Annotated in this window: 19 protein-coding genes; 13 read left to right on the top strand and 6 right to left on the bottom strand. The window is 71.3% G+C overall.

The window, feature by feature from the left end; all coding sequences use genetic code 11:
* The first annotated feature begins 11 nt into the window (after positions 1-11).
* A complete protein-coding gene (locus tag ACSQ14_RS05925; protein ID WP_436010694.1) occupies positions 12-1,022 on the top strand; it encodes a beta-eliminating lyase-related protein in 1,011 nt (336 codons plus the stop codon).
* A 135-nt stretch (positions 1,023-1,157) separates the two neighbouring features.
* On the opposite strand, the gene ACSQ14_RS05920 is transcribed toward ACSQ14_RS05925, so the two are convergent.
* Positions 1,158-2,117: an acetyl-CoA carboxylase carboxyltransferase subunit alpha gene (locus ACSQ14_RS05920; protein WP_436010692.1), complete on the bottom strand. Its 960-nt coding sequence runs from the start codon at positions 2,115-2,117 to the stop codon at positions 1,158-1,160.
* 256 nt (positions 2,118-2,373) lie between these two features.
* On the opposite strand from ACSQ14_RS05920, the gene ACSQ14_RS05915 reads away from it, so the two are divergent.
* The gene (locus ACSQ14_RS05915; protein WP_436010690.1) at positions 2,374-3,144 is read left to right on the top strand and encodes a glycine zipper 2TM domain-containing protein; all 771 of its coding nucleotides are present in this window, start codon (positions 2,374-2,376) and stop codon (positions 3,142-3,144) included.
* Between the two features lie 177 nt (positions 3,145-3,321).
* Positions 3,322-3,753, top strand: coding sequence for a hypothetical protein (locus tag ACSQ14_RS05910; protein ID WP_436010688.1), 432 nt, complete (start codon positions 3,322-3,324; stop codon positions 3,751-3,753).
* A gap of 1 nt (position 3,754) precedes the next feature.
* On the opposite strand, the gene ACSQ14_RS05905 is transcribed toward ACSQ14_RS05910, so the two are convergent.
* Both ACSQ14_RS05905 and ACSQ14_RS05900 read right to left on the bottom strand, forming a co-directional pair.
* Positions 3,755-4,669 carry a site-specific tyrosine recombinase XerD gene (locus ACSQ14_RS05905; RefSeq protein WP_436010686.1) on the bottom strand — a complete coding sequence of 305 codons (915 nt, stop codon included), beginning with the start codon at positions 4,667-4,669 and terminating at the stop codon, positions 3,755-3,757.
* 163 nt (positions 4,670-4,832) lie between these two features.
* Positions 4,833-5,375, bottom strand: a complete 543-nt coding sequence (locus ACSQ14_RS05900) for a hypothetical protein (protein ID WP_436010684.1) — start codon at positions 5,373-5,375, stop codon at positions 4,833-4,835.
* Between the two features lie 11 nt (positions 5,376-5,386).
* Here ACSQ14_RS05900 and ACSQ14_RS05895 point away from each other — a divergent pair, with 11 nt between their 5' ends.
* From ACSQ14_RS05895 to ACSQ14_RS05875, 5 genes are all read left to right on the top strand, one after another.
* Positions 5,387-5,533: a hypothetical protein gene (locus ACSQ14_RS05895; protein WP_436010682.1), complete on the top strand. Its 147-nt coding sequence runs from the start codon at positions 5,387-5,389 to the stop codon at positions 5,531-5,533.
* Between the two features lie 588 nt (positions 5,534-6,121).
* A complete protein-coding gene (locus ACSQ14_RS05890; RefSeq protein ID WP_436010680.1) occupies positions 6,122-6,670 on the top strand; it encodes a shikimate kinase in 549 nt (182 codons plus the stop codon).
* Positions 6,667-7,779, top strand: a complete 1,113-nt coding sequence (gene aroB / locus ACSQ14_RS05885; RefSeq protein WP_436010678.1) for a 3-dehydroquinate synthase — start codon at positions 6,667-6,669, stop codon at positions 7,777-7,779. The genes ACSQ14_RS05890 and aroB overlap by 4 nt, the downstream gene beginning before the upstream one ends.
* On the top strand, positions 7,776-9,053 hold the full coding sequence (locus ACSQ14_RS05880; protein ID WP_436010676.1) for an HlyC/CorC family transporter: 1,278 nt from the start codon (positions 7,776-7,778) through the stop codon (positions 9,051-9,053). Before aroB ends, ACSQ14_RS05880 begins: the two co-directional genes overlap by 4 nt.
* A gap of 307 nt (positions 9,054-9,360) precedes the next feature.
* Positions 9,361-9,735 (top strand): response regulator, encoded by a 375-nt coding sequence (locus ACSQ14_RS05875; RefSeq protein ID WP_436010674.1) that lies wholly within the window; start codon positions 9,361-9,363, stop codon positions 9,733-9,735.
* 49 nt (positions 9,736-9,784) lie between these two features.
* On the opposite strand, the gene ACSQ14_RS05870 is transcribed toward ACSQ14_RS05875, so the two are convergent.
* Complete coding sequence (locus tag ACSQ14_RS05870) at positions 9,785-10,060, bottom strand: BolA family protein (RefSeq protein WP_436010672.1); 276 nt, start codon at positions 10,058-10,060, stop codon at positions 9,785-9,787.
* 52 nt (positions 10,061-10,112) lie between these two features.
* On the opposite strand from ACSQ14_RS05870, the gene ACSQ14_RS05865 reads away from it, so the two are divergent.
* Entirely contained in the window at positions 10,113-10,778 is a 666-nt protein-coding gene (locus tag ACSQ14_RS05865; RefSeq protein ID WP_436010670.1) for a DnaJ domain-containing protein, read from the top strand.
* A 135-nt stretch (positions 10,779-10,913) separates the two neighbouring features.
* On the opposite strand, the gene ACSQ14_RS05860 is transcribed toward ACSQ14_RS05865, so the two are convergent.
* The gene (locus ACSQ14_RS05860) at positions 10,914-12,044 is read right to left on the bottom strand and encodes a pyridoxal phosphate-dependent aminotransferase (RefSeq protein ID WP_436010668.1); all 1,131 of its coding nucleotides are present in this window, start codon (positions 12,042-12,044) and stop codon (positions 10,914-10,916) included.
* Positions 12,045-12,294: 250 nt separating this feature from the next.
* Here ACSQ14_RS05860 and ACSQ14_RS05855 point away from each other — a divergent pair, with 250 nt between their 5' ends.
* The 3 genes from ACSQ14_RS05855 (at position 12,295) to cobS (ending at position 16,063) form a co-directional block, all read left to right on the top strand.
* On the top strand, positions 12,295-13,608 hold the full coding sequence (locus ACSQ14_RS05855) for an MFS transporter (RefSeq protein ID WP_436010666.1): 1,314 nt from the start codon (positions 12,295-12,297) through the stop codon (positions 13,606-13,608).
* 66 nt (positions 13,609-13,674) lie between these two features.
* Complete coding sequence (locus tag ACSQ14_RS05850; RefSeq protein WP_436010664.1) at positions 13,675-14,964, top strand: MFS transporter; 1,290 nt, start codon at positions 13,675-13,677, stop codon at positions 14,962-14,964.
* A gap of 97 nt (positions 14,965-15,061) precedes the next feature.
* On the top strand, positions 15,062-16,063 hold the full coding sequence (gene cobS, locus ACSQ14_RS05845; protein WP_436010662.1) for a cobaltochelatase subunit CobS: 1,002 nt from the start codon (positions 15,062-15,064) through the stop codon (positions 16,061-16,063).
* A 73-nt stretch (positions 16,064-16,136) separates the two neighbouring features.
* On the opposite strand, the gene ACSQ14_RS05840 is transcribed toward cobS, so the two are convergent.
* Complete coding sequence (locus tag ACSQ14_RS05840; RefSeq protein ID WP_436010660.1) at positions 16,137-16,316, bottom strand: DUF1328 domain-containing protein; 180 nt, start codon at positions 16,314-16,316, stop codon at positions 16,137-16,139.
* Positions 16,317-16,609: 293 nt separating this feature from the next.
* Here ACSQ14_RS05840 and cobT point away from each other — a divergent pair, with 293 nt between their 5' ends.
* Positions 16,610-18,559: a cobaltochelatase subunit CobT gene (gene cobT, locus ACSQ14_RS05835; RefSeq protein ID WP_436010658.1), complete on the top strand. Its 1,950-nt coding sequence runs from the start codon at positions 16,610-16,612 to the stop codon at positions 18,557-18,559.
* Positions 18,560-18,767: the final 208 nt, after the last annotated feature.

Raw genomic sequence — 18,767 nt, 5'->3', positions numbered from 1 at the left:
GAGATGACGGCATGAGCGCCCGCTACGACTTCGCCTCGGACAACACCGCCCCGGCCGCGCCGGAAGCCATGCAGGCCCTGCTCGACGCCAACCAGGGCTACGCCTCGGGCTACGGGACCGACGCGGTCACCGCCCGCGCCGCCGACCTGGTCCGCGGCCTGCTCGACGTCGACGCCGAGGTCCGTTTCGTCGCCTCCGGCACCGCCGCCAACGCCATCTCGGTCGCCGCCCTGGCCCGCCCGTTCGAGGCGGTGCTGGCGCACGAGCACGCCCACATCTGCACCGACGAGACCGGCGCGCCGGGCTTCTTCGGCCAGGGTGTCGGGCTGATCCGCCTGCCGGGCGCCTCCGGCCGCATCGATCCCACGGCGCTGGAGGCCGCGCTGGCCCAGCCGGACGTCTCCTACCGGCAGCCCGCCGCGGCGCTCTCGCTGACCACCGCCACCGAGTACGGCACGGTCTACAGCGCCGAGCAGCTCGCGCGACTGATCGCGCCGGTGAAGGCCCGCGGCCATGGCGTGCACCTCGACGGCGCGCGCGTCGCCAACGCGGCGGCGGCCGGCTTCGACCTGACGCAACTCGCCGGCCTCGGCGTCGACCTGTTCGTGCTCGGCGGGGCCAAGGCCGGCATGCCGCCCACCGAGGCTCTGGTGATCCTCGACAAGGCCCTGGCCCGGCGGATCGACCCGCGCCTGAAGCAGGCCGGCCAGCTGCCGTCCAAGGGCCGGTTCTACGCCGCGCCGTTCGTCGGCATGCTGCAGGACGGCGCGCTGCTCCGCCACGCCGCCCACGCCAACGCCATGGCGGCCAAGCTGGCCGCCGCCATGCCGTTCAAGGTGCTGCACCCGGTCGAGGCCAACGCGGTGTTCGTCGAGATGGACGACGCCACGCTCGCGCGGCTGCACGCCGCCGGCTGGTTCGTCTACCGCTTCCTCGACGGCAGCGTCCGCTTCGTCTGCTCCTGGGCGACGACCGAGGCGGCGGTGGAAGAGGTGGCGGAAGCTTTGAAGGGGCTGGCGTAAAGCGCCGCAGAAGCTGCGCCCCCTCCACCCCTTCGGGGTCCCCCTCCCCCAGAGGGGGAGGAGAATCGAGGTTGCAGCTTCCTTCTCCTCCCCCCTTGGGGGAGGGGGACCGCGAAGCGGTGGAGGGGGCCGCCGCTACTGCAGCGTCCGGCCGATGGCGTAGAAGCGGTCCGAGCGGCGCTTGCGCAGCTCTTGGGCCGACAGGCCGTCCAGCCCGGCCAGTTCCTGCTCGATGGCCTCGGCGACGTTGGCCATGGTCTGCTCGCGGTCGGAGTGCGCGCCGCCGACCGGTTCGGGGATGATGCGGTCGACAATCTTGTTCGCCAGCAGTTCCTGGGCGGAGATCTTCATCGCCCGGGCCGCGTCGGCGCCGGTGCGCGAGCCGCGCCAGAGGATCGAGTTGGCCCCTTCCGGCGCGATCACCGAATAGATGGCGTGCTCGAGAATCAGCACCCGGTTGGCGCCGGCGATGGCGATGGCCCCGCCGGAGCCGCCCTCGCCGGTGATGATGGCGACGTTCGGCACGCCGAGCATCAGGCACTTCTCGGTCGAGCGCGCGATCGCCTCGGCGACGCCGCGCTCCTCGGAAGCGATCCCGGGATAGGCGCCGGCGGTGTCGATCAGGCTGATGACCGGCAGGCCGAACTGCTCGGCCAGCTCCATCAGGCGCACCGCCTTACGATAGCCCTCGGGCCGGGCGTAGCCGAAGTTGTGCTTCACGCGGCTGGCGGTGTCGCGGCCCTTCTCGTGGCCGATCACCACCACCGGGCGGCCGCGGAACCGGCCGATACCGCCGATCAGCGCCTGGTCGTCGCCGAACACTCGGTCGCCGTGCAGCTCGATGAAGTCGTCGATCAGGTCGGCGACGTAGTCGACGAAGTGCGGGCGGTCGGGGTGACGCGCCACCTGGGTCTTCTGCCAGGCGTCGAGCTTGGAGTAGGCGTCGCGGCGCATTTTCTGCGCGCGCGAGCGCAATCCTTCGATCTCGGCGTCAAAGACGCCGGGGCCGGCGGTTTCGGAGAGCTTCGACAGCTCCTCGATCTTGGCTTCGAGCTCGGCGATCGGCCGCTCGAACTCGAGATAATGCAGGGCCATACGAGGGCGGCGCTCCCAAGCGTTCGCGGAAGCGGCGGAAATTAGGCGGGATGGCTCAAGCTAACAAGAGCAGCGTCGCCGCTAACATTTCATGCCTGCAACCCCCGGACGCTTATCGTCGTTAACTCCGCCCGAGGTGGCGCCCAGCCGATCGGCCGCATCGCCGGACGAACAGCGGCTCCTGGCGCGCCGCCCATCTACACGCGGACCTGCCCTGACACGCGGCCGCGGCCGAGGAGAAACACGGAGCTAGACGATGCATTTCGCTTTCAAGACCGTCGCCGCGTCGGCGCTGGCGCTGGCCGCGGCCGCGCCGGTTGCGGCCCAGCCGTACGGCGCGCCCGCCAGTTCGCAGTACGGGTCGCCATATGGTTCGCCCTACCGGCCGACCGATCAGTACCAGCAACAGCAGCGGCAGTACGACCGCGACCGGGCGCGCTGGGAATCACAGCAGGACTCCTATCGCGCGGCCCGGGCCGACTATGACCGCCGCCGCGCCGACTACGACGCCCGCCGCGCCAGGTACGACGCCCGCTACGGTTCCGGCGCCTACGCCCGCGCCTACGGGCCGGCGCCGGCGTGGGACGACCGGCAGTGGGCGTCCAACGCGCCTGCGGCCGACTACTACGGCAGCAACGCCGGCTACGCCGCGCCGATCAAGTGCAACAACAACTCCGCCGTGACCGCCGGCCTGCTCGGCGCCATCGCCGGCGGGGTGCTCGGCTCGAACGTCGCCGGCCGCGGCGATCGCACCGAAGGCGCGGTGCTGGGCGGTTTGGTCGGCGGCGGCCTCGGCGCGGCGGTGGGCCACGCCAACGATAAGTCCAAATGCGACCAGCAAGGGGCCTACTGGAGCTACGGCGACACGGTCCCCTACCAGGTCGACAACAGCGTCTATCGCGACACCCGCTCCAGCTATTACAGCCAGCGCGGCTGCCGCCTGGCCCCGGCGCCGGTCAACAGCAGCGACTACCGCTACGTCCGGGTCTGTCCCGACGGCAGCGGGCGCTACCGCGTCGCCGGCTAAGCGCGCGATCCGCGCCGCCAACGAAGCCGCTCCACGAGGGGCGGCTTCTTTCTTTGTGGCTCCGCGGACACGTGGCGCCTCCGGCGCGCAACTTCGACCGGCGCCGGCCGTTGACGCGCGCGAGGCGCGCCCGAGCCCGCGACGCGCACGACTGCGGAGGCGTACATGCATTGCGCAATGATGATCACGATCGGCGCTGCGGCGGCGCTGGTGATCGCCGCGCCGGTCGCGGCGCAACCCTACGGATCGGCGAGTTACGGTCCCGCCCCGCCGTACGCTCAGCCGCGCGGTCCGTCGCCGGCGCCGGCGCCCGGCTTCGGGCCGCCCACGGCCGGTTACTCCTATTCCTACGCCCCCAACCCGAGTGAGGGCGCGGCCTCTGTGGGCGCCTACGGCGCCAACACGGCCGGCATCGCGCCGATGAGCGATCAGACCGGCGGCTACTGGAACTATAGCGACACGGTCCCCTACGACACCGACGCCACCGCCCGCGCCGATCCGAACGCCGCCGGCTACGTCAGCCGCGGTTGCCGCCTGGCGCCGACGGGGAGCGGCGCGGACGCTCGCTATGTCCGCGTCTGCCCGGACGGCAGCGGCAAGTACCGGTGAGCTAGCTCTTCTTCGCCAGCGGGTGCTTGGTCTCGACCACCTCGCGCAGCCGGTCACCGGCGACGTGGGTGTAGATTTGGGTGGTGGCGATGTCGGCGTGGCCGAGCAGGGTCTGGACGACCCGCAGGTCGGCGCCGCCCTCCAGCAGGTGCGTGGCGAAGGCGTGGCGCAGCACATGCGGGCTGACCCGCGCCGGGTCGATCCCGGCGTCGGCGGCGGCCTCGTCGAGCAGCTGGGCGAAGCGCCGCGGGGTCAACCGCCCGCCCACGCCGCGCGACGGGAACAGCCAGGGATTGGCCTTGTCGCCCTTCGGCAGGAACCGCGGCCGGACCTCCAGATAGGCCTTCACCGCCGCGCGCGCGGTCTCGTTCAGCGGCGCCAGCCGCTCCTTGCCGCCCTTGCCCTTGACGATCAGGTAGGCCGGATCGCGCGCCAGCGCGGCCAGCGTCAGACCGGTGAGCTCGGAGATCCGCAGGCCTGAGGCGTAGGCCAGCTCGACCATGCAGCCCAGCCGGATCCCCTGCGCCCCGTCGCGGGCGCCGGCGGCGGCGATCAGCCGGTCGATCTCCTCGCGGCTCAGCACCTTCGGCAGCGACCGGCCCTTCTTCGGGGCCTCGACCCGGCGGGAGGGATCGTCGGCGCGCCAGCCCTCGGCCAGCACGAAGCGATAGAACTGCCGGACCGCCGCGCGCCGGCGCGACGCCGTCGCCGGCGACAGCCCGCGCGCGCCAAGGTCGGCGAAATAGGCCTCCACCTCCTCCGCCGAGGCGTCGGAAAGGTCGCGTCCGCGTCCGGCCAGGAACCCGGTCGCGTCGGACAGGTCGCGGCCATAAGCCGACAGCGTGTTCTTCGCCGCCGCCCGCTCGACGGCCATCATCTCCAGAAAGGCCTCGGCCCAGGACGCGCCCTTGCTCATGGCTGAGGACGGGCGGCGAGCCCCCTCCACCGCTTCGCGGTCCCCCTCCCCCAGAGGGGGAGGAGATTCGAAGCCGCAGCCACCCCTCTCCTCCCCCCAAGGGGGAGGGGGACCCCGAAGGGGTGGCGGGGGCCGCGGCCGGCCTCTGAGCCACCAAGCTTGCTCATGGCGCCACCAACAGGCCTTCCACCGCGAAATTGCGCGCGTCGGCGTCGAGGCCGGCCTCGCGCAGCGCCTGGACGCTGCGGGCGCGGTCGCCCGGCGCCGGCCCGGCGGCGCCGGCGTCGGCGCAGGTCCACAGCACCAGCATGGCGGTCTCGCCGACCAGCCGCTCCTGGGCCGCCGCCGCGAGCGCCAGATTGCGCCCCGCCGGCGCCCGCCCCTCGGGAACCGCCAGCGCCGCCAGCCGGCCGCGCAGGTCCGGGCCGCTCGCGCCGGCGTAGGCCGCGACGATCAGGGCCGCGGCCTGGGGGCCTGCGCGCTGCGCCGCCGGCGCCTTGGCCGCCGCGTCGAGCAGGCCGCGCGACCAGCTCCGGCGCGACCGGCTGGCCCGCAGCGAGCGCCCGAGCGGCCGCCAGCCGGTCGGTGTCGCCCGCCGGGATGGTCCAGGCCGGCTCGGCCGGGTCCGTCCCGGGCAGCGCCGCGGCGAGCGCCGGTGCGGGCTTGGCCGCCGCCAGGTCGAGGCCGAGATCGCGGGACAGCGCATAGTCGAGGCCGTTGCGCAGCGACGCCGCCCCCGGATTGCCGCCGCCCGCCAGCTTGGCCGACATCAGCCGCCCGAAGGTCTCGTCGCGCGCCTGGGCCTGGGCCAGGTCGAAGGTCAGCTGCGCCTGGGCGGCCTGGCCGGCGCTCGCCTGGCAGTAGGCGCGCAGCCGCAGCCAGTAGACGTCGTCGCGCCCAACGGTCAGCGCCTGGGCGATCCCGCAGGCCCGGGCGGCGTCGCTGGCGACCAGGGCGCTCTCGGCGGCCGCGCGCGACAGCTCGGCGTTGCGGTCGAGGCCGGGCGCGCGGGCCAGGATCGCGGCGGCGGCGCGCGGATCGCCCAGCGCCACAAGCGCATTGGCCCCGCGCCGCGAGCAGCGCCGGATCGTCCCCAGCCCCTGCGGTCCCGGCGCGCCGGTCGCCAGCACGCGCCGCGCCAGCGCCGCGGCGGCGGGCGACAATGGCCGCTGGCCGAGCTTGGGCAGCACCGCGCCCAGGGTGTCGACCGAGGCCCCGCGCCAGAGGTCTGCGGACAGCCCGGTCGGCCGGCCGGCGGTCGAGAAGGCGTCGGGGGCGGCGAGCGGCGCCACCTCCACGGCCTGGGCGAGGGCCGGCGCCCCCGGGCTCGCCAGGGCGAGGCTGGCAAGGGTCAGGACGGCTGCAAAGGCCAGGGTACGCTGCATAAGCTTGAGCATACGTCGGGCGCGATATTGGCGCGAGTGCGTCGGCTCGTGTAAGCCTCCGCCATTCATGGACCGCTTTGAACCGCTGCGCCGTCGCACCATCGCCCTGGTCGGCCTCATGGGAGTCGGAAAGTCGAGCGTCGGCCACCGACTGGCCAACGCCCTGGGGCTGCCGTTTCGCGACGCCGACACCGAGGTCGAAGCCGCGGCCGGCCGCGCGATTCCCGACATCTTCGCCGAATTCGGCGAGCCCGCCTTCCGCGAGGGCGAACGGCGGGTGATCTCCCGGCTGCTGGACGAGGCCCCGCACGTGCTGGCCACCGGCGGCGGCGCCTTCATGGACACCAAGACCCGCGAGCTGATCAAGGCCAAGGCGATCTCCGTCTGGCTGAAGACCGACCTGGAGGTGCTGGCCCGCCGGGTCGGCCGCAAGGACAGCCGCCCGCTGCTGATCGGCAAGGATCCGATGGAGGTGCTGAAGGCCCAGGCCGAAGCCCGCTATCCGACCTACGCCCACGCCGACATCACCGTGGAAACCGGCGACGCGCCGCACCACGTCACGGTCGACCAACTGCTTCGCGCGCTGAGCGCCTACGTCGAGGAACAATCCCAATGAGCCGCAGCGTCCCCGTGGGCCTCGGTGCGCGCGCCTACGACGTGGTCATCGGCAAGGGCCTTCTGGCCCAGGCCGGCGAGCGGATCGCCCCCTTCACCCGCCGCGGCCGGCTGGCGGTGGTCAGCGACGAGACCGTCTGGGCCCTGCACGGGCCGGCGTTCACCGCCGCTCTGGAGGCCGCGGGCCTGGCGGTCTGTCCGGTGATCGTGTCGCCTGGCGAGCAGACCAAGAGCTTCGAGGGGCTGGCCGACGTCAGCGACCGGCTGCTGGCGCTGGAGCTCGACCGCGGCGACCTGGTCTGCGCCTTCGGCGGCGGCGTGGTCGGCGACCTCACCGGCTTCGCCGCGGCGATCTACAAGCGCGGCATCGACTTCGTGCAGGTCCCGACCACCCTGCTGGCCCAGGTCGACTCCTCGGTCGGCGGCAAGACGGCGATCGACACGCCGCGCGGCAAGAACCTGGTCGGCGCCTTCCATCAGCCGAAGCTGGTGCTGGCCGATCTCGACGCGCTGTCGACCCTCTCCGACCGCGAAATGCGTGCCGGCTACGCCGAGGTGATCAAGTACGGCCTGCTGGGCGACTTCGGCTTCTTCGAGTGGCTGGAGGCCAACGGCCAGGCGGTGCTGGCGCGCGCGCCCGCCGCCCTGGCCCACGCGGTCGCCCGCTCGGTGGAGATGAAGGCCGAGATCGTCGCTGAGGACGAGAAGGAACAGGGCCGCCGCGCGCTGCTTAACCTGGGCCACACCTTCGGCCACGCGCTGGAGGCCGAGACCGGTTACGGCGAAGCCCTGCTGCACGGCGAGGCGGTGGCCGCCGGCCAGGCGCTGGCGTTCCGCTTCTCGGCCGCCCAGGGACTGTGCTCGGCGCAGGACGCTGAGCGCGCCACCGCCGCCATCGCCGCGGCCGGCCTGCCGACGCGGATGGACGAGATCCCCGGCGCGCCGTTCGACGCCGACCGGCTGGTCCGCCACATGGCGCAGGACAAGAAGGCCGAGGCCGGCCAGCTGACCTTCATCCTCGCCCGCAAGCTGGGCGAGGCCTTCGTCGCCAAGGACGTCGACGCCCACGCGGTGAGACGCTTCCTGGTCGACGAGGGGGCGCTGGGATGACAGCCCTCCTCGCGCTTGCGCCGATCGTCTTCGGCCTGCTGGCGCTGTCGGCGTTGTTCTCCGCCGCCGAGACCTCGATGACGGGCGCCAGCCGCGCCCGGATGCACCAGCTGGAGCGCGAGGGCGACCGCGGCGCGCGCCGGGTCAACCGGCTGATCTCCGACCAGGAGTCGATGATCGGCGCGGTGCTGCTGGGCAACAACCTGATCAACATCCTGGCTTCGGCGCTGACCACCACGGTGATCACCCGGGCCGTGCCGGGCGCGCTCGGCGTGGCCGTGGCGACGGCGGTGATGACCGTGCTGGTGCTGGTCTTCGCCGAAGTGCTGCCGAAGACCATCGCCATCGTCCGCTCCGACGACGTCGCCCGGGCGCTGTCGGCCCCCACGCTCTGGGCCGTCCGCCTGTTCGGGCCGGTGGTCTATGCGGTCCAGTGGATCGTCCGGAAGACGCTGCGGCTGTTCGGCGTGAAGCTCGACATGGCGACCGACGTGCTCGCCGCGCACGAGGAGATCCGCGGGGCGGTGGAATATCACCACTCCGAAGGCCTGGTGGAGACCCGCGACCGCTGGATGCTGGGCGGAGTGCTCGACCTGGCGGAGATGGACGTCACCGAGGTGATGGTCCACCGCAAGGCGATCGCCATGGTCGACGGCGACCTGCCGCCGCGGGCGCTGCTCGCCGAGGCGCTCGACTCCGGCCACACCCGCGTGCCGATCTACCGCGACGAGCCGGAGAACATCGTCGGCGTGCTGCACGCCAAGGACCTGCTGCAGGCGCTGGCCAAGGCCGACGGCGACATCGCGGCGCTGGACCTCGCCAGCATCGTGCGCGAGCCCTGGTTCATTCCCGAGACCACCTCGCTCAAGGACCAGCTCACGGCCTTCCTCAAGCGCCAGAGCCACTTCGCCCTGGTGGTCGACGAATACGGCGCGCTGCAGGGGCTGATCACCCTCGAGGACATCCTCGAGGAGATCGTCGGCGAGATCGACGACGAGCATGACATCGCCGTCGACGGCGTGCGGCCGGGCCCGGACGACGCGATGATGGTCGACGGCTCCGTCACCATCCGCGACCTCAACCGCGCAATGAACTGGGACCTGCCGGACGACGAGGCGGTGACCGTGGCCGGCCTGCTGATCCACGAAGCCCAGCGGATTCCCGAGGTCGGCGAGACCTTCCACTTCCACGCCCAGCGCTTCCGGGTGGCCGAACGCAAGGGCAATCAGATCACGATCCTGCAGGTCTGGCCGCCCATTCCCGAGGCCGATTGAGCCCGGCGGCGGGGCCTCAGAAGTTTGACGCTTTGTGCAAATTGAGCGCCGCGGCGCTTGACGGTCCGGTCGCAATTGGGAATCGGTGGGGAACCGGCGTTGGGACGGCGTCGTTTAGCAAAGCTTGATCCAATGGGGGGATCGTCCGTCCTATGCCGAAAATCAGCACCGTCGCCTCCCGCGCGGGGCGGCCGAAACGCTTGAGCCGCCTCGGCCGCCCGGTAACGGCGCGCGCCGATTTCGACCGAAAGGCCGAACACGGACGAATCTGGGACTTCGACACTGCGACCTGCCGCGGAGCCAAAGAATGACCAATAAGCTGGATGGCCTGAGGGTGCTCGTCGTCGAGGACGAGATGATGGTCTCGATGTTGATCGAGGACATGCTGACCGATCTGGGGTGCACCATCGTCGGTCCGGCCTCACGGCTCGACGAGGCGCTGCAGCTAGCGCGCGAAGCGGAGCTCGATTGCGCGGTGCTCGACGTCAATCTCGGCGGACAGCCGATCTTCCCGCTCGCCGACCTGCTGCGGGAGAAAGGCGCGCCGTTCGCCTTCGCCACCGGTTACGGCGACGCCGGGCTGCGCGACGTCGATCGCGGCTCGCCGGTGCTGCAGAAGCCGTTCCGCGAAGCGGACCTGGCGCGGGTGCTGGGCGAACTCCGGACCAAGGCCGGGGTCTAGATTTTCCCGCCATGGCCCGGACAAGCCGGGCGATGACGAAAGCGCGGAATCAGTCGGCTTCGCCCGGGGCCAGGGCCTTCACCGACAGGGCGTGCACCGGGCCGGCCAACTCCACGGCCAGCGCCCGATAGACCATCCGCTGACGGGCGACCTTGGGCGCGCCGACGAAGGCCGGTGATTCGATCACCACGTTGAAATGGCTCTCGCCGCCCTCGCGGGCGCCGGCATGGCCGTGATGGCGCGCCGAGTCGTCATCGACTTCCAGGCGGGTCGGTTGGAAGGCCTCGGTCAACTTGTCGCGGATAGCTGCGGCTACGGCGCCCATGATCGCTTTCGTCAATTCTTGAACAGAACAATCTCGGGCCCATACTCGCCGGATGGCCGGCGCGTTTCAATACAAGCCCAAATTCCGCGACATCCGCGTTCGCCCGCCCTCCAAGGACGAGGCGGCGAAGAAGGCTGCCGAGGAGGACGTGAATGCGCTGAAGCCGGGTGAGCGGCCCTGCGACCACCCTGGCTGCCGGTCGGCGGCGACGGCGCGCGCGCCGAAGTCGCGCGAGATGCTCGAGGAGCACTACTGGTTCTGTCAGCCGCACGCGGCCGAGTACAACCGCAACTGGGATTTCTTCGCCGGCATGAGCGAGGGCGAGATCCGCCAGCGCCAGCAGGACGAGATGTTCACCGGCGGGCGCCCGACCTGGGAGATGAAGGCCGGCCGCTTCTCGCGCGAGGCGGCGAGCTTCTCGGCCAAGGTCGGCAAGGGCGAAGGCTATCGCGATCCCTTCAACCTGTTCGGCCAGGGCGGCGCCCAGGCCCGCCGCCCGGTCGAACCGGAGAACCCCAAGCTCGGCAAGATCGAGCGCAACGCCCTGGCTGAACTCGACCTCGAGGCCAATGCCGAGGGGCCGGCGATCCGCACCCGCTACACCGAGCTGGTCCGCCGCCTGCACCCCGACGCCAACGGCGGCGACCGCGCCGGCGAGCAACGCCTGCAGAAAGTGATTCGCGCCTACCAGGCGCTGCGCAAGGCCGGGATGGTCTGACACACCACCCCGCTCGTCCCGGCGAAGGCCGGGATCCAGATGCCGGGTGCGGCGGTCACGGCCAAACGCACTCACCCGCACCTGCTACGCTCAGGCGGGACCTGGGTCCCGGCCTTCGCCGGGATGAGCGGATCTTTAGCTCTGCGCCGCGAACCAGGGAATCATCCGGGCGATCGCCTCCTCGACCTCGGGCGTCGAGACCGCGAAGCTGAAGCGCATGAAGCGGTGGCCGTCGACCGGGTCGAAATCGAGCCCCGGCGCGGTGGCCACGCCGGTGTCGCGCAGCAGCCGCTCGCAGAAGGCCAGGCTGTCGTTGGTCAGGTGGCCGATGTCGGCCCAGATGTAGAAGGCTCCGTCCGGCGGCGCGATCGAGGCCAGCCCCAGCTTCGGCAGCGCTTCCAGCAGCAGTTCCCGGTTCCGGCGGTAGACCGCGACGTGGCCCTCCAGCTCGTCGCGCGCGTCCATCGCCGCCAGGCCGGCGTGCTGGCTGAGCGAGGGGGCGGTCAGGAACAGGTTGCCGACGTAGGCCCGGGCGCGCTCCGCCGCCGGGCCCGGCGCGACCAGCCAGCCCAGCCGCCAGCCGGCCATGCTGAAATATTTCGAGAAGCTGTTGATCACCAGCGCGTCGGGATCGAACTCCAGCATCGAGTGGGTCGGCCCGGCGTAGCTGAGCCCGTGGTAGATCTCGTCGGAGATCACCCGGATCCCCCGCGCCCGGCAGACCTGGGCGATGGCGGCGAGTTCGTCGGTCGGGATGATCGAGCCGGTCGGATTGGCCGGGCTGGCGACGATCACGCCGGCCGGCGGCGGATCGAGCGCAGCCAGCGCCTCGGCGGTCAGCTGGTAGCGCTCGGCGGGACCGCAGGCGATCTCCACCGGGACCATGTGCAGCGACTTCAGGACGTTGCGGTAGGCGACGTAGCCGGGCCGGGCCAGCGCGATCCGGTCGCCCGGCTCGAACGCCGACGACAGCGCCAGCACCAGCGCCGGCGAGGCGCCACAAGTCAGCACCACCGCCTCCGGATCGACGGTGACGCCATAGGTCTCGTCGTAATGGCGGGCGATCCGCGCGGTCAGCTCGGCGCTCTCCCAGTAGCCCATGGCCTCGGCGTCGAGCACCCGGTGCGCCACCTCCAGCGCGGCCTTCGGCGCCCCGGTCGACGGCTGGCCGAACTCCATGTGCAGGATCGAGCGGCCCTCGGCCTTCAGCCGGTGGGCGATGCGGCTGAGTTGGATGGCGTAGAAGGGCGCGATCTCGGCGGGCATGCGCTGGGGGTAGCTCCCTGAAGCCCAAGTGTCACCGGTCATCCCCGCGAAAGCGGGGACCCAGGTGTTTTTGGTGTTCAGTCGGCACGCCCCGTGGCGCATCGACCAAAACACAAAAGCCTGGATCCCCGCTTTCGTGGGGACGAGCGGATTGAGGAAGCGCAGCGCTACGTCCCGAGAACGCGCCCTTGACCTCCCGCGCCAACACGCGGAACCGTCGGCAAAACAATGAAATTCGGGAGGGGCCGCGATGTCGGCGACGGAAGCCTTGTCCGGGGCGTCAGCGGGGACGCCGTCCGACGCGCCGTCGGTGCGCCGCGTGCTGACCGCCAGCCTGGTCGGCACGGCGATCGAGTACTTCGACTTCTTCATCTACGCGACCGCCGCCTCGCTGGTGCTCGGCAAGCTCTATTTCCCCTCAGCCTCGCCCTCGGCCCAGCAGCTCAGCGCCTTCGCCACCTTCGCGGTGGCCTTCTTCGCCCGGCCGATGGGGGCGGCCTTCTTCGGCCATTTCGGCGACCGGGTCGGGCGCAAGTCGATGCTGGTGGCCTCGCTGCTGACCATGGGCGTCTCGACCGTGCTGATCGGCCTGCTGCCGACCTACGCCCAGATCGGCTGGCTCGCGCCGCTGCTGCTGTGCGTGCTGCGTTTCGGCCAGGGCCTCGGGCTCGGCGGCGAGTGGGGCGGCGCGGCGCTGCTGGCGGTCGAGAACGCCCCGCCCGGCTGGCGCGCCCGCTTCGGCATGTTCCCACAGCTGGGGCCCCCGGTCGGCCTGTTCGCCGCCAACGGCCTGTTCCTGATCCTCGGCCTCACCCTCACGCCCGCGCAGTTCGAGAGCTGGGGCTGGCGGCTGCCGTTCCTCGCCAGCGCCGTGCTGGTGGCGCTCGGCCTGTGGGTGCGCCTGAAGCTCTCCGAGACCCCGGCGTTCAAGGCCGCGCTGGCCGAGGCGCCGCCGGCCCAGGCTCCGCTCGGCGAGGTGCTGACGCAGCATCCGCTGGCGACCCTGTGCGGGATCTGCGGCGTCGTCGCCTGCTTCGCCAGCTTCTACCTGACCACAGCCTTCGCCCTGAGCTACGGCGTCGGCACGCTGAACCACGACCGCGAGGCGTTCCTGGCGGTGCAGATGGTGTCCATCGTCTTCCTCGCCGCCGGCGTCGTGGCGGCGGCCTACTGGTCGGACGCGACCAGCATCCGCCGGGTGATGATGACCGGCTGCGTGGGGGTGGTCGTCGCCGGGCTGCTGCTGCCGCTGGGCCTGGGCCCGGGCTCCCTGCTGGCGGTCGGCGTCTACCTATCGCTGGCCCTGTTCGTGATCGGCTTCGTCACCGGACCGCTCGGCGCCTTCCTGCCGAGCCTGTTCCCGACCCGGGTGCGCTACACCGGCGCGGCGCTGGCCTTCAACCTGGGCGGCATCGTCGGCGGCGGCCTGGCGCCGTTCATCGCCACCGCCCTGGCGCAGCGCGGCGGCCTCATGCCGGTCGGCCTCTACATGGCCGGCGCGGCGCTGATCACCCTGGCCGGCCTGATCCCGCTCGCCCGCCGCCAAAGCCACGGCCTTGGGTGACCATCGGCGCGCTTGACCTGCGCAGCCAGGAACGCGAAGCCGGGCCGCGTAACTGAGGGGGCGTCCATGGCCGCATCTGAAATCGCGCCCGGCGCGCCGTCGAACCGGCGCGTGCTGATCGCCAGCCTGGTCGGCACGGCGGTCGAGTTCTACGACTTCTACATCTACGCCACCGCCGCCTCGCTGGTGTTCGGGGCGATGTTCTTCCCCGCGGCCTCGCCCTCGGCCCAGCTGCTCAGCTCGTACGCGACCTTCGCCGTGGCCTTCTTCGCCCGGCCGCTGGGCGCGGCCTTCTTCGGCCACTTCGGCGACCGGATCGGGCGCAAGTCGACGCTGGTCGCCTCGCTGCTGACCATGGGCCTGTCGACCGTGCTGATCGGCCTGCTGCCCGGCTACGATCAGATCGGCTGGCTCGCGCCGTTCCTGCTCTGCGTGCTGCGGTTCGGCCAGGGCTTCGGCCTCGGCGGCGAATGGGGCGGCGCGGCCCTGCTGGCGGTGGAGAACGCCCCGCCCGGCTGGCGCGCCCGCTTCGGCATGTTCCCGCAACTCGGCGCCCCGGTCGGCTTCATCGCCGCCAACGGCCTGTTCCTGATCCTCGGCCTGTTCCTCACCCCGGAGCAGTTCAAGAGCTGGGGATGGCGGCTGCCGTTCATCGCCAGCGCCGTGCTGGTCGGCGTCGGCCTGTGGGTCCGGCTGAAGCTCACCGAGACGCCGGCCTTCAAGGCCGCGCTGGCCGAAGCCCCGCCGTCGCATGCGCCGCTCGGCGAGGTGCTGACCAAGCATTGGCTGGCGACGCTGGGCGGCACCTTCGCGGTGGTGGCCTGCTTCGCCATCTTCTACCTGACCACCGCGTTCGCGTTGGGCTACGGCGTCGGCACCCTGCACTACAGCCGCGAGGTGTTCCTCGGCGTGCAGCTGGGGGCGATCCTGTTCCTCGCCGCCGGCATCGTCGCCGCCGGCTACTGGGCCGACGCCACCTCGCCGCGGCGGGTGCTGATGGCCGGCTGCGTGCTGACCGTCGGCGCGGGCTTCCTGCTGCCGCTGATGATGGGCTCGGGCTCGCTGCTGCTGATCTGGGCCTTCCTGTCGCTGGCGCTGTTCCTGATGGGCCTGGTCTACGGGCCGCTGGGCGCCTTCCTGCCGAGCCTGTTCCCGACACGGGTGCGGTATTCCGGGGCCTCGATCGCCTTCAACGTCGGCGGCATCGTCGGCGGCGGGCTGGCGCCGATGATCGCCGCTGCGCTGGCCGCCAAGGGCGGGCTGCCGCCGGTCGGCCTCTACCTGTCGGCGGCGGCGCTGATCAGCCTGGCGGCGCTGGTTCCGCTGGCCCGGCGCACGCCACACGATCTCGGCTGAAGGCTTGGTTGAAAGCGCCGCGGCGGGCGCCCAGATGAAGCGGGTTCGGGCCCATCAGCTGTTTGCGTCCTGGACGCCTAGCCTGTAATCGACCGCCATGGCCGCCTTTGACTCCTCCGAAGACAAGCTGATCTCGCTGACCCCGGACACGGAGGTCGACATCCGCGAGACCTTCGGCGTCGACATCGACATGAAGGTTCCGGCCTTCTCCGAGCGCGATCCGCATGTCCCGGACGTCGACCCGGCCTACAAGTTCGACCCGGAGACCACCCGGGCGATCGTCGCCGGCTTCGCCTTTGACCGCCGGGTGATGGTCCAGGGCTATCACGGCACCGGCAAGTCGACGCACATCGAGCAGGTCGCCGCCCGGCTCAACTGGCCGCTGATCCGCGTCAACCTCGACAGCCACATCAGCCGCATCGACCTGGTCGGCAAGGACGCCATCGTCCTGAAGGACGGCAAGCAGATCACCGAATTCCGCGAAGGCATCCTGCCCTGGTCGATCCAGCGGCCGATCGCCCTGGTGTTCGACGAGTACGACGCCGGCCGGCCGGACGTGATGTTCGTCATCCAGCGGGTGCTGGAAGCCTCCGGCAAGCTGACCCTGCTCGACCAGAACCGGGTGATCCGCGCCAACCCCTACTTCCGGCTGTTCGCCACGACCAACACCATCGGCCTGGGCGACACCACGGGGCTGTATCACGGCACCCAGCAGATCAATCAGGCGCAGATGGACCGCTGGTCGATCGTCACCACGCTCAACTACCTGAGCCATGACGTCGAGGCCGGCATCGTGCTGGCCAAGGCCCCCGTCTACGCGACCGCCGAAGGCAAGCGGACCATCAACGCCATGGTCCGGGTCGCCGACATGACCCGTAACGCCTTCATGAACGGCGACATCTCGACGGTGATGAGCCCGCGCACCGTGATCACCTGGGCGCAGAACGCCGAGATCTTCGGCGGCGACATCGCGCTCGCCTTCCGCATGACCTTCCTGAACAAGTGCGACGAACTGGAGCGCGGCACCGTCGCCGAGTTCTACCAGCGCGCCTTCGGCACCGACCTGCCGGAGAGCACCGCCCGCGTCCGCGTGGCCTAAGGCTCCAGATGTGGCGACGCCCGCCCCGGGGTTTCCGGAGCGGGCGCGCTTTTCCCCGAACTCTTCCGGTCCGCTAGCCGCCGGTGATCTTCCGCCCGGCGACGATGCCGAGCACCAGGAAGACCACGAAGATGGCCAGGAACAGGAAGAACAGGATCTTCGCGATTCCCGCGGCCGCGCCTGCGACGCCGCCGAAGCCGAGGGCTCCCGCGACAAGCGCGATCACCGCGAAGATCAGAGCCCATTTGAGCATACCGCGCTCTCCTACTCACGAGGTCCCGAAGGTCCTCACGTCGGCTAACGCGGGGCTTGGCCGTGGCGTTCCCGCTCCATGTCATCCCGGAAGCTGCGCAGCGGCTGTCCGGGATCCAAGAACACGGCGCGCCTAGGTTGGTGCTAGTCGTCGGCCGCCGTGTTCTTGGGTCCCGGTCTTCGCTGCGCGAAACCGGGATGACAGCGGGGGAGAAGCGCTCGACAGCGAAATTTCACGCGGGCGTCGCCTACTCTTGCTTCATCCTACCCGCGCCCTGATCTAAGACCGCAGCGATGGCCAAGTCCCCGGAAAGCCCTGTCGAGCCCTTCAAGCGGGCGCTGGCGCATGCGGCGCGCTCGCTCGCCGAGACGCCGGACCTGGAGATCGTCTATTCCGGCGAGGGCCCGCAGCTGACCGGCAAGCGCGCCGTGCTGCCGCATCCGCCGCGCGACCTGACCGCCGCCGACGCGGCGCGGATCCGCGGCTTGGCCGACCAGATGGCGCTGCGGCTGGCGCACCACGATCCGCAGGCGCACGCCAAGAACCGTCCGGTCTCGCCGCTCGGCCAGCCGGCCTACGACGCCATCGAGCAGGCGCGGGTCGAGGCGATCGGGGCCAACGCCCTGGGCGGCGTGCGCGACAACCTGAAGGCGGTCGTCGAACAGTTCTGGACCAAGCGCGGCTTCAACGAGGCCGAAGCCATGGCCAATCCGCCGATGGCCGAGGTGCTGTCGCTGATGGTGCGCGAGCGGCTGACCGGCGAGCCGCCGCCCGCCGCGGCCAAGCCGCTGGTCGACCTGTTCCGCGCCGACGTCGAGGCCAAGGCCGGGACCGATCTCGACAAGCTGCTCGACGCCATCGAGGACCAGAAGGCCTACGCCAGGGTCACCCGCGCCATCCTGCGCGACCTGGAGATGGCCGACGACGCCTCCGACCTGCCCGAGGACGCCGACGAGAACGAGGAGTCCGGCGAAGACGCCGAGGCCGAGGGCAGCGAAGACCAGGACGACAACGAGAACCAGGAGCAGACGCCCCAGGCCTCCGCCGCCGACGAAAGCCAGACCAGCCAGCAGGACACCGACGACTCCGACAGCCAGACCACGGAGGCGCAGGAGAGCGCCGACGGCGAGGAGACCGACCAGCCGCCGGAGATGGGCGAAGGCGAACAGCCGGCCCGGCCCGAAATGAGGGGCGAAGGCAAGCCGGTCACCTACAAGGTCTTCACCACCGCCCACGACGAGATCGTCTCCGCCGAAGAGCTGTGCGACGCCGAGGAGCTGGGACGGCTGCGCGCCTATCTCGACCAGCAGCTGGCCAGCCTGTCCAACGTCGTCTCGCGGCTGGCCAACCGGCTGCAGCGCAAGCTGCTGGCCCAGCAGAACCGCGCCTGGAGCTTCGACCTCGAGGAAGGCATCCTCGACGTCGCCCGCCTGACCCGGGTGATCACCGACCCGACCGCGCCGCTGTCGTTCAAGGAAGAGGACGACACCGAGTTCCGCGACACGGTGGTCACCATCCTGATCGACAACTCCGGCTCGATGCGCGGCCGGCCGATTATGGTCGCGGCGGTCTGCGCCGACATCCTGGCGCGCACCCTGGAGCGCTGCGGCGTCAAGACCGAGATCCTCGGCTTCACCACCCGGGCGTGGAAAGGCGGCCAGAGCCGCGAGGACTGGCTGAAGTCCGGCAAGCCGCCGCAGCCCGGCCGGCTGAACGACCTGCGCCACATCATCTACAAGGCCGCCGACGCGCCCTGGCGGCGCGCGCGCAAGAACCTCGGGCTGATGATGCGCGAGGGGCTGCTGAAGGAGAACATCGACGGCGAGGCGCTGTTGTGGGCGCACCACCGGCTGATCGGCCGGCCCGAGGCGCGGCGCATCCTGATGGTGATCTCCGACGGCGCGCCGGTTGACGATTCGACCCTGTCGGTGAACTCCGGCCACTACCTCGAGCGGCACCTGCGCGAGGTGATCGCCGAGATCGAGGGCAAGAGCCCGGTGCAGCTGATCGCCATCGGCATCGGCCATGACGTGACCCGCTACTACCGGCGCGCCGTCACCATCGTCGACGTCGAGCAACTGGCCGGGGCCATCGTCGAGCAGCTCGCCGAGCTGTTCGAGGAAGAGCCGCGCAAGGTCGGCCGCGGCTCCGGCAGCCTGCTGCAGCCGCCGCCCAACACCCATGGCCCCAGCGGCGGCATGCGCCGCTCCACCTTCAAGGAAGTCCGGAGGGCCGTGGCTTGAGGCCTTGGGCGGGGGCGGCGTCTGGTGAGGCCTTGACGCCCCCTCAGTCGGCTTCGCTGACAGCTCCCCCGCGCGCGGGGGAGCTGCGCTCCCGCTCCTCCCCTGCGAAGCGGGGGAGGTGGATCGGCGCGAAGCGCCGAGACGGAAGGGGCGTCCCATTCGCCCTCCTCGCCACCCTCGCCCTCGGCGCCTGCTCGGGCCAGCCGCC

It is taken from the genome of Phenylobacterium sp. LjRoot219 (genome assembly GCF_964252995.1).
In the GTDB taxonomy this organism is placed as follows: domain Bacteria; phylum Pseudomonadota; class Alphaproteobacteria; order Caulobacterales; family Caulobacteraceae; genus Phenylobacterium.
Note: the sequence above shows the minus strand (reverse complement) of the source record. Positions and strands in the feature narration are given on the sequence as shown.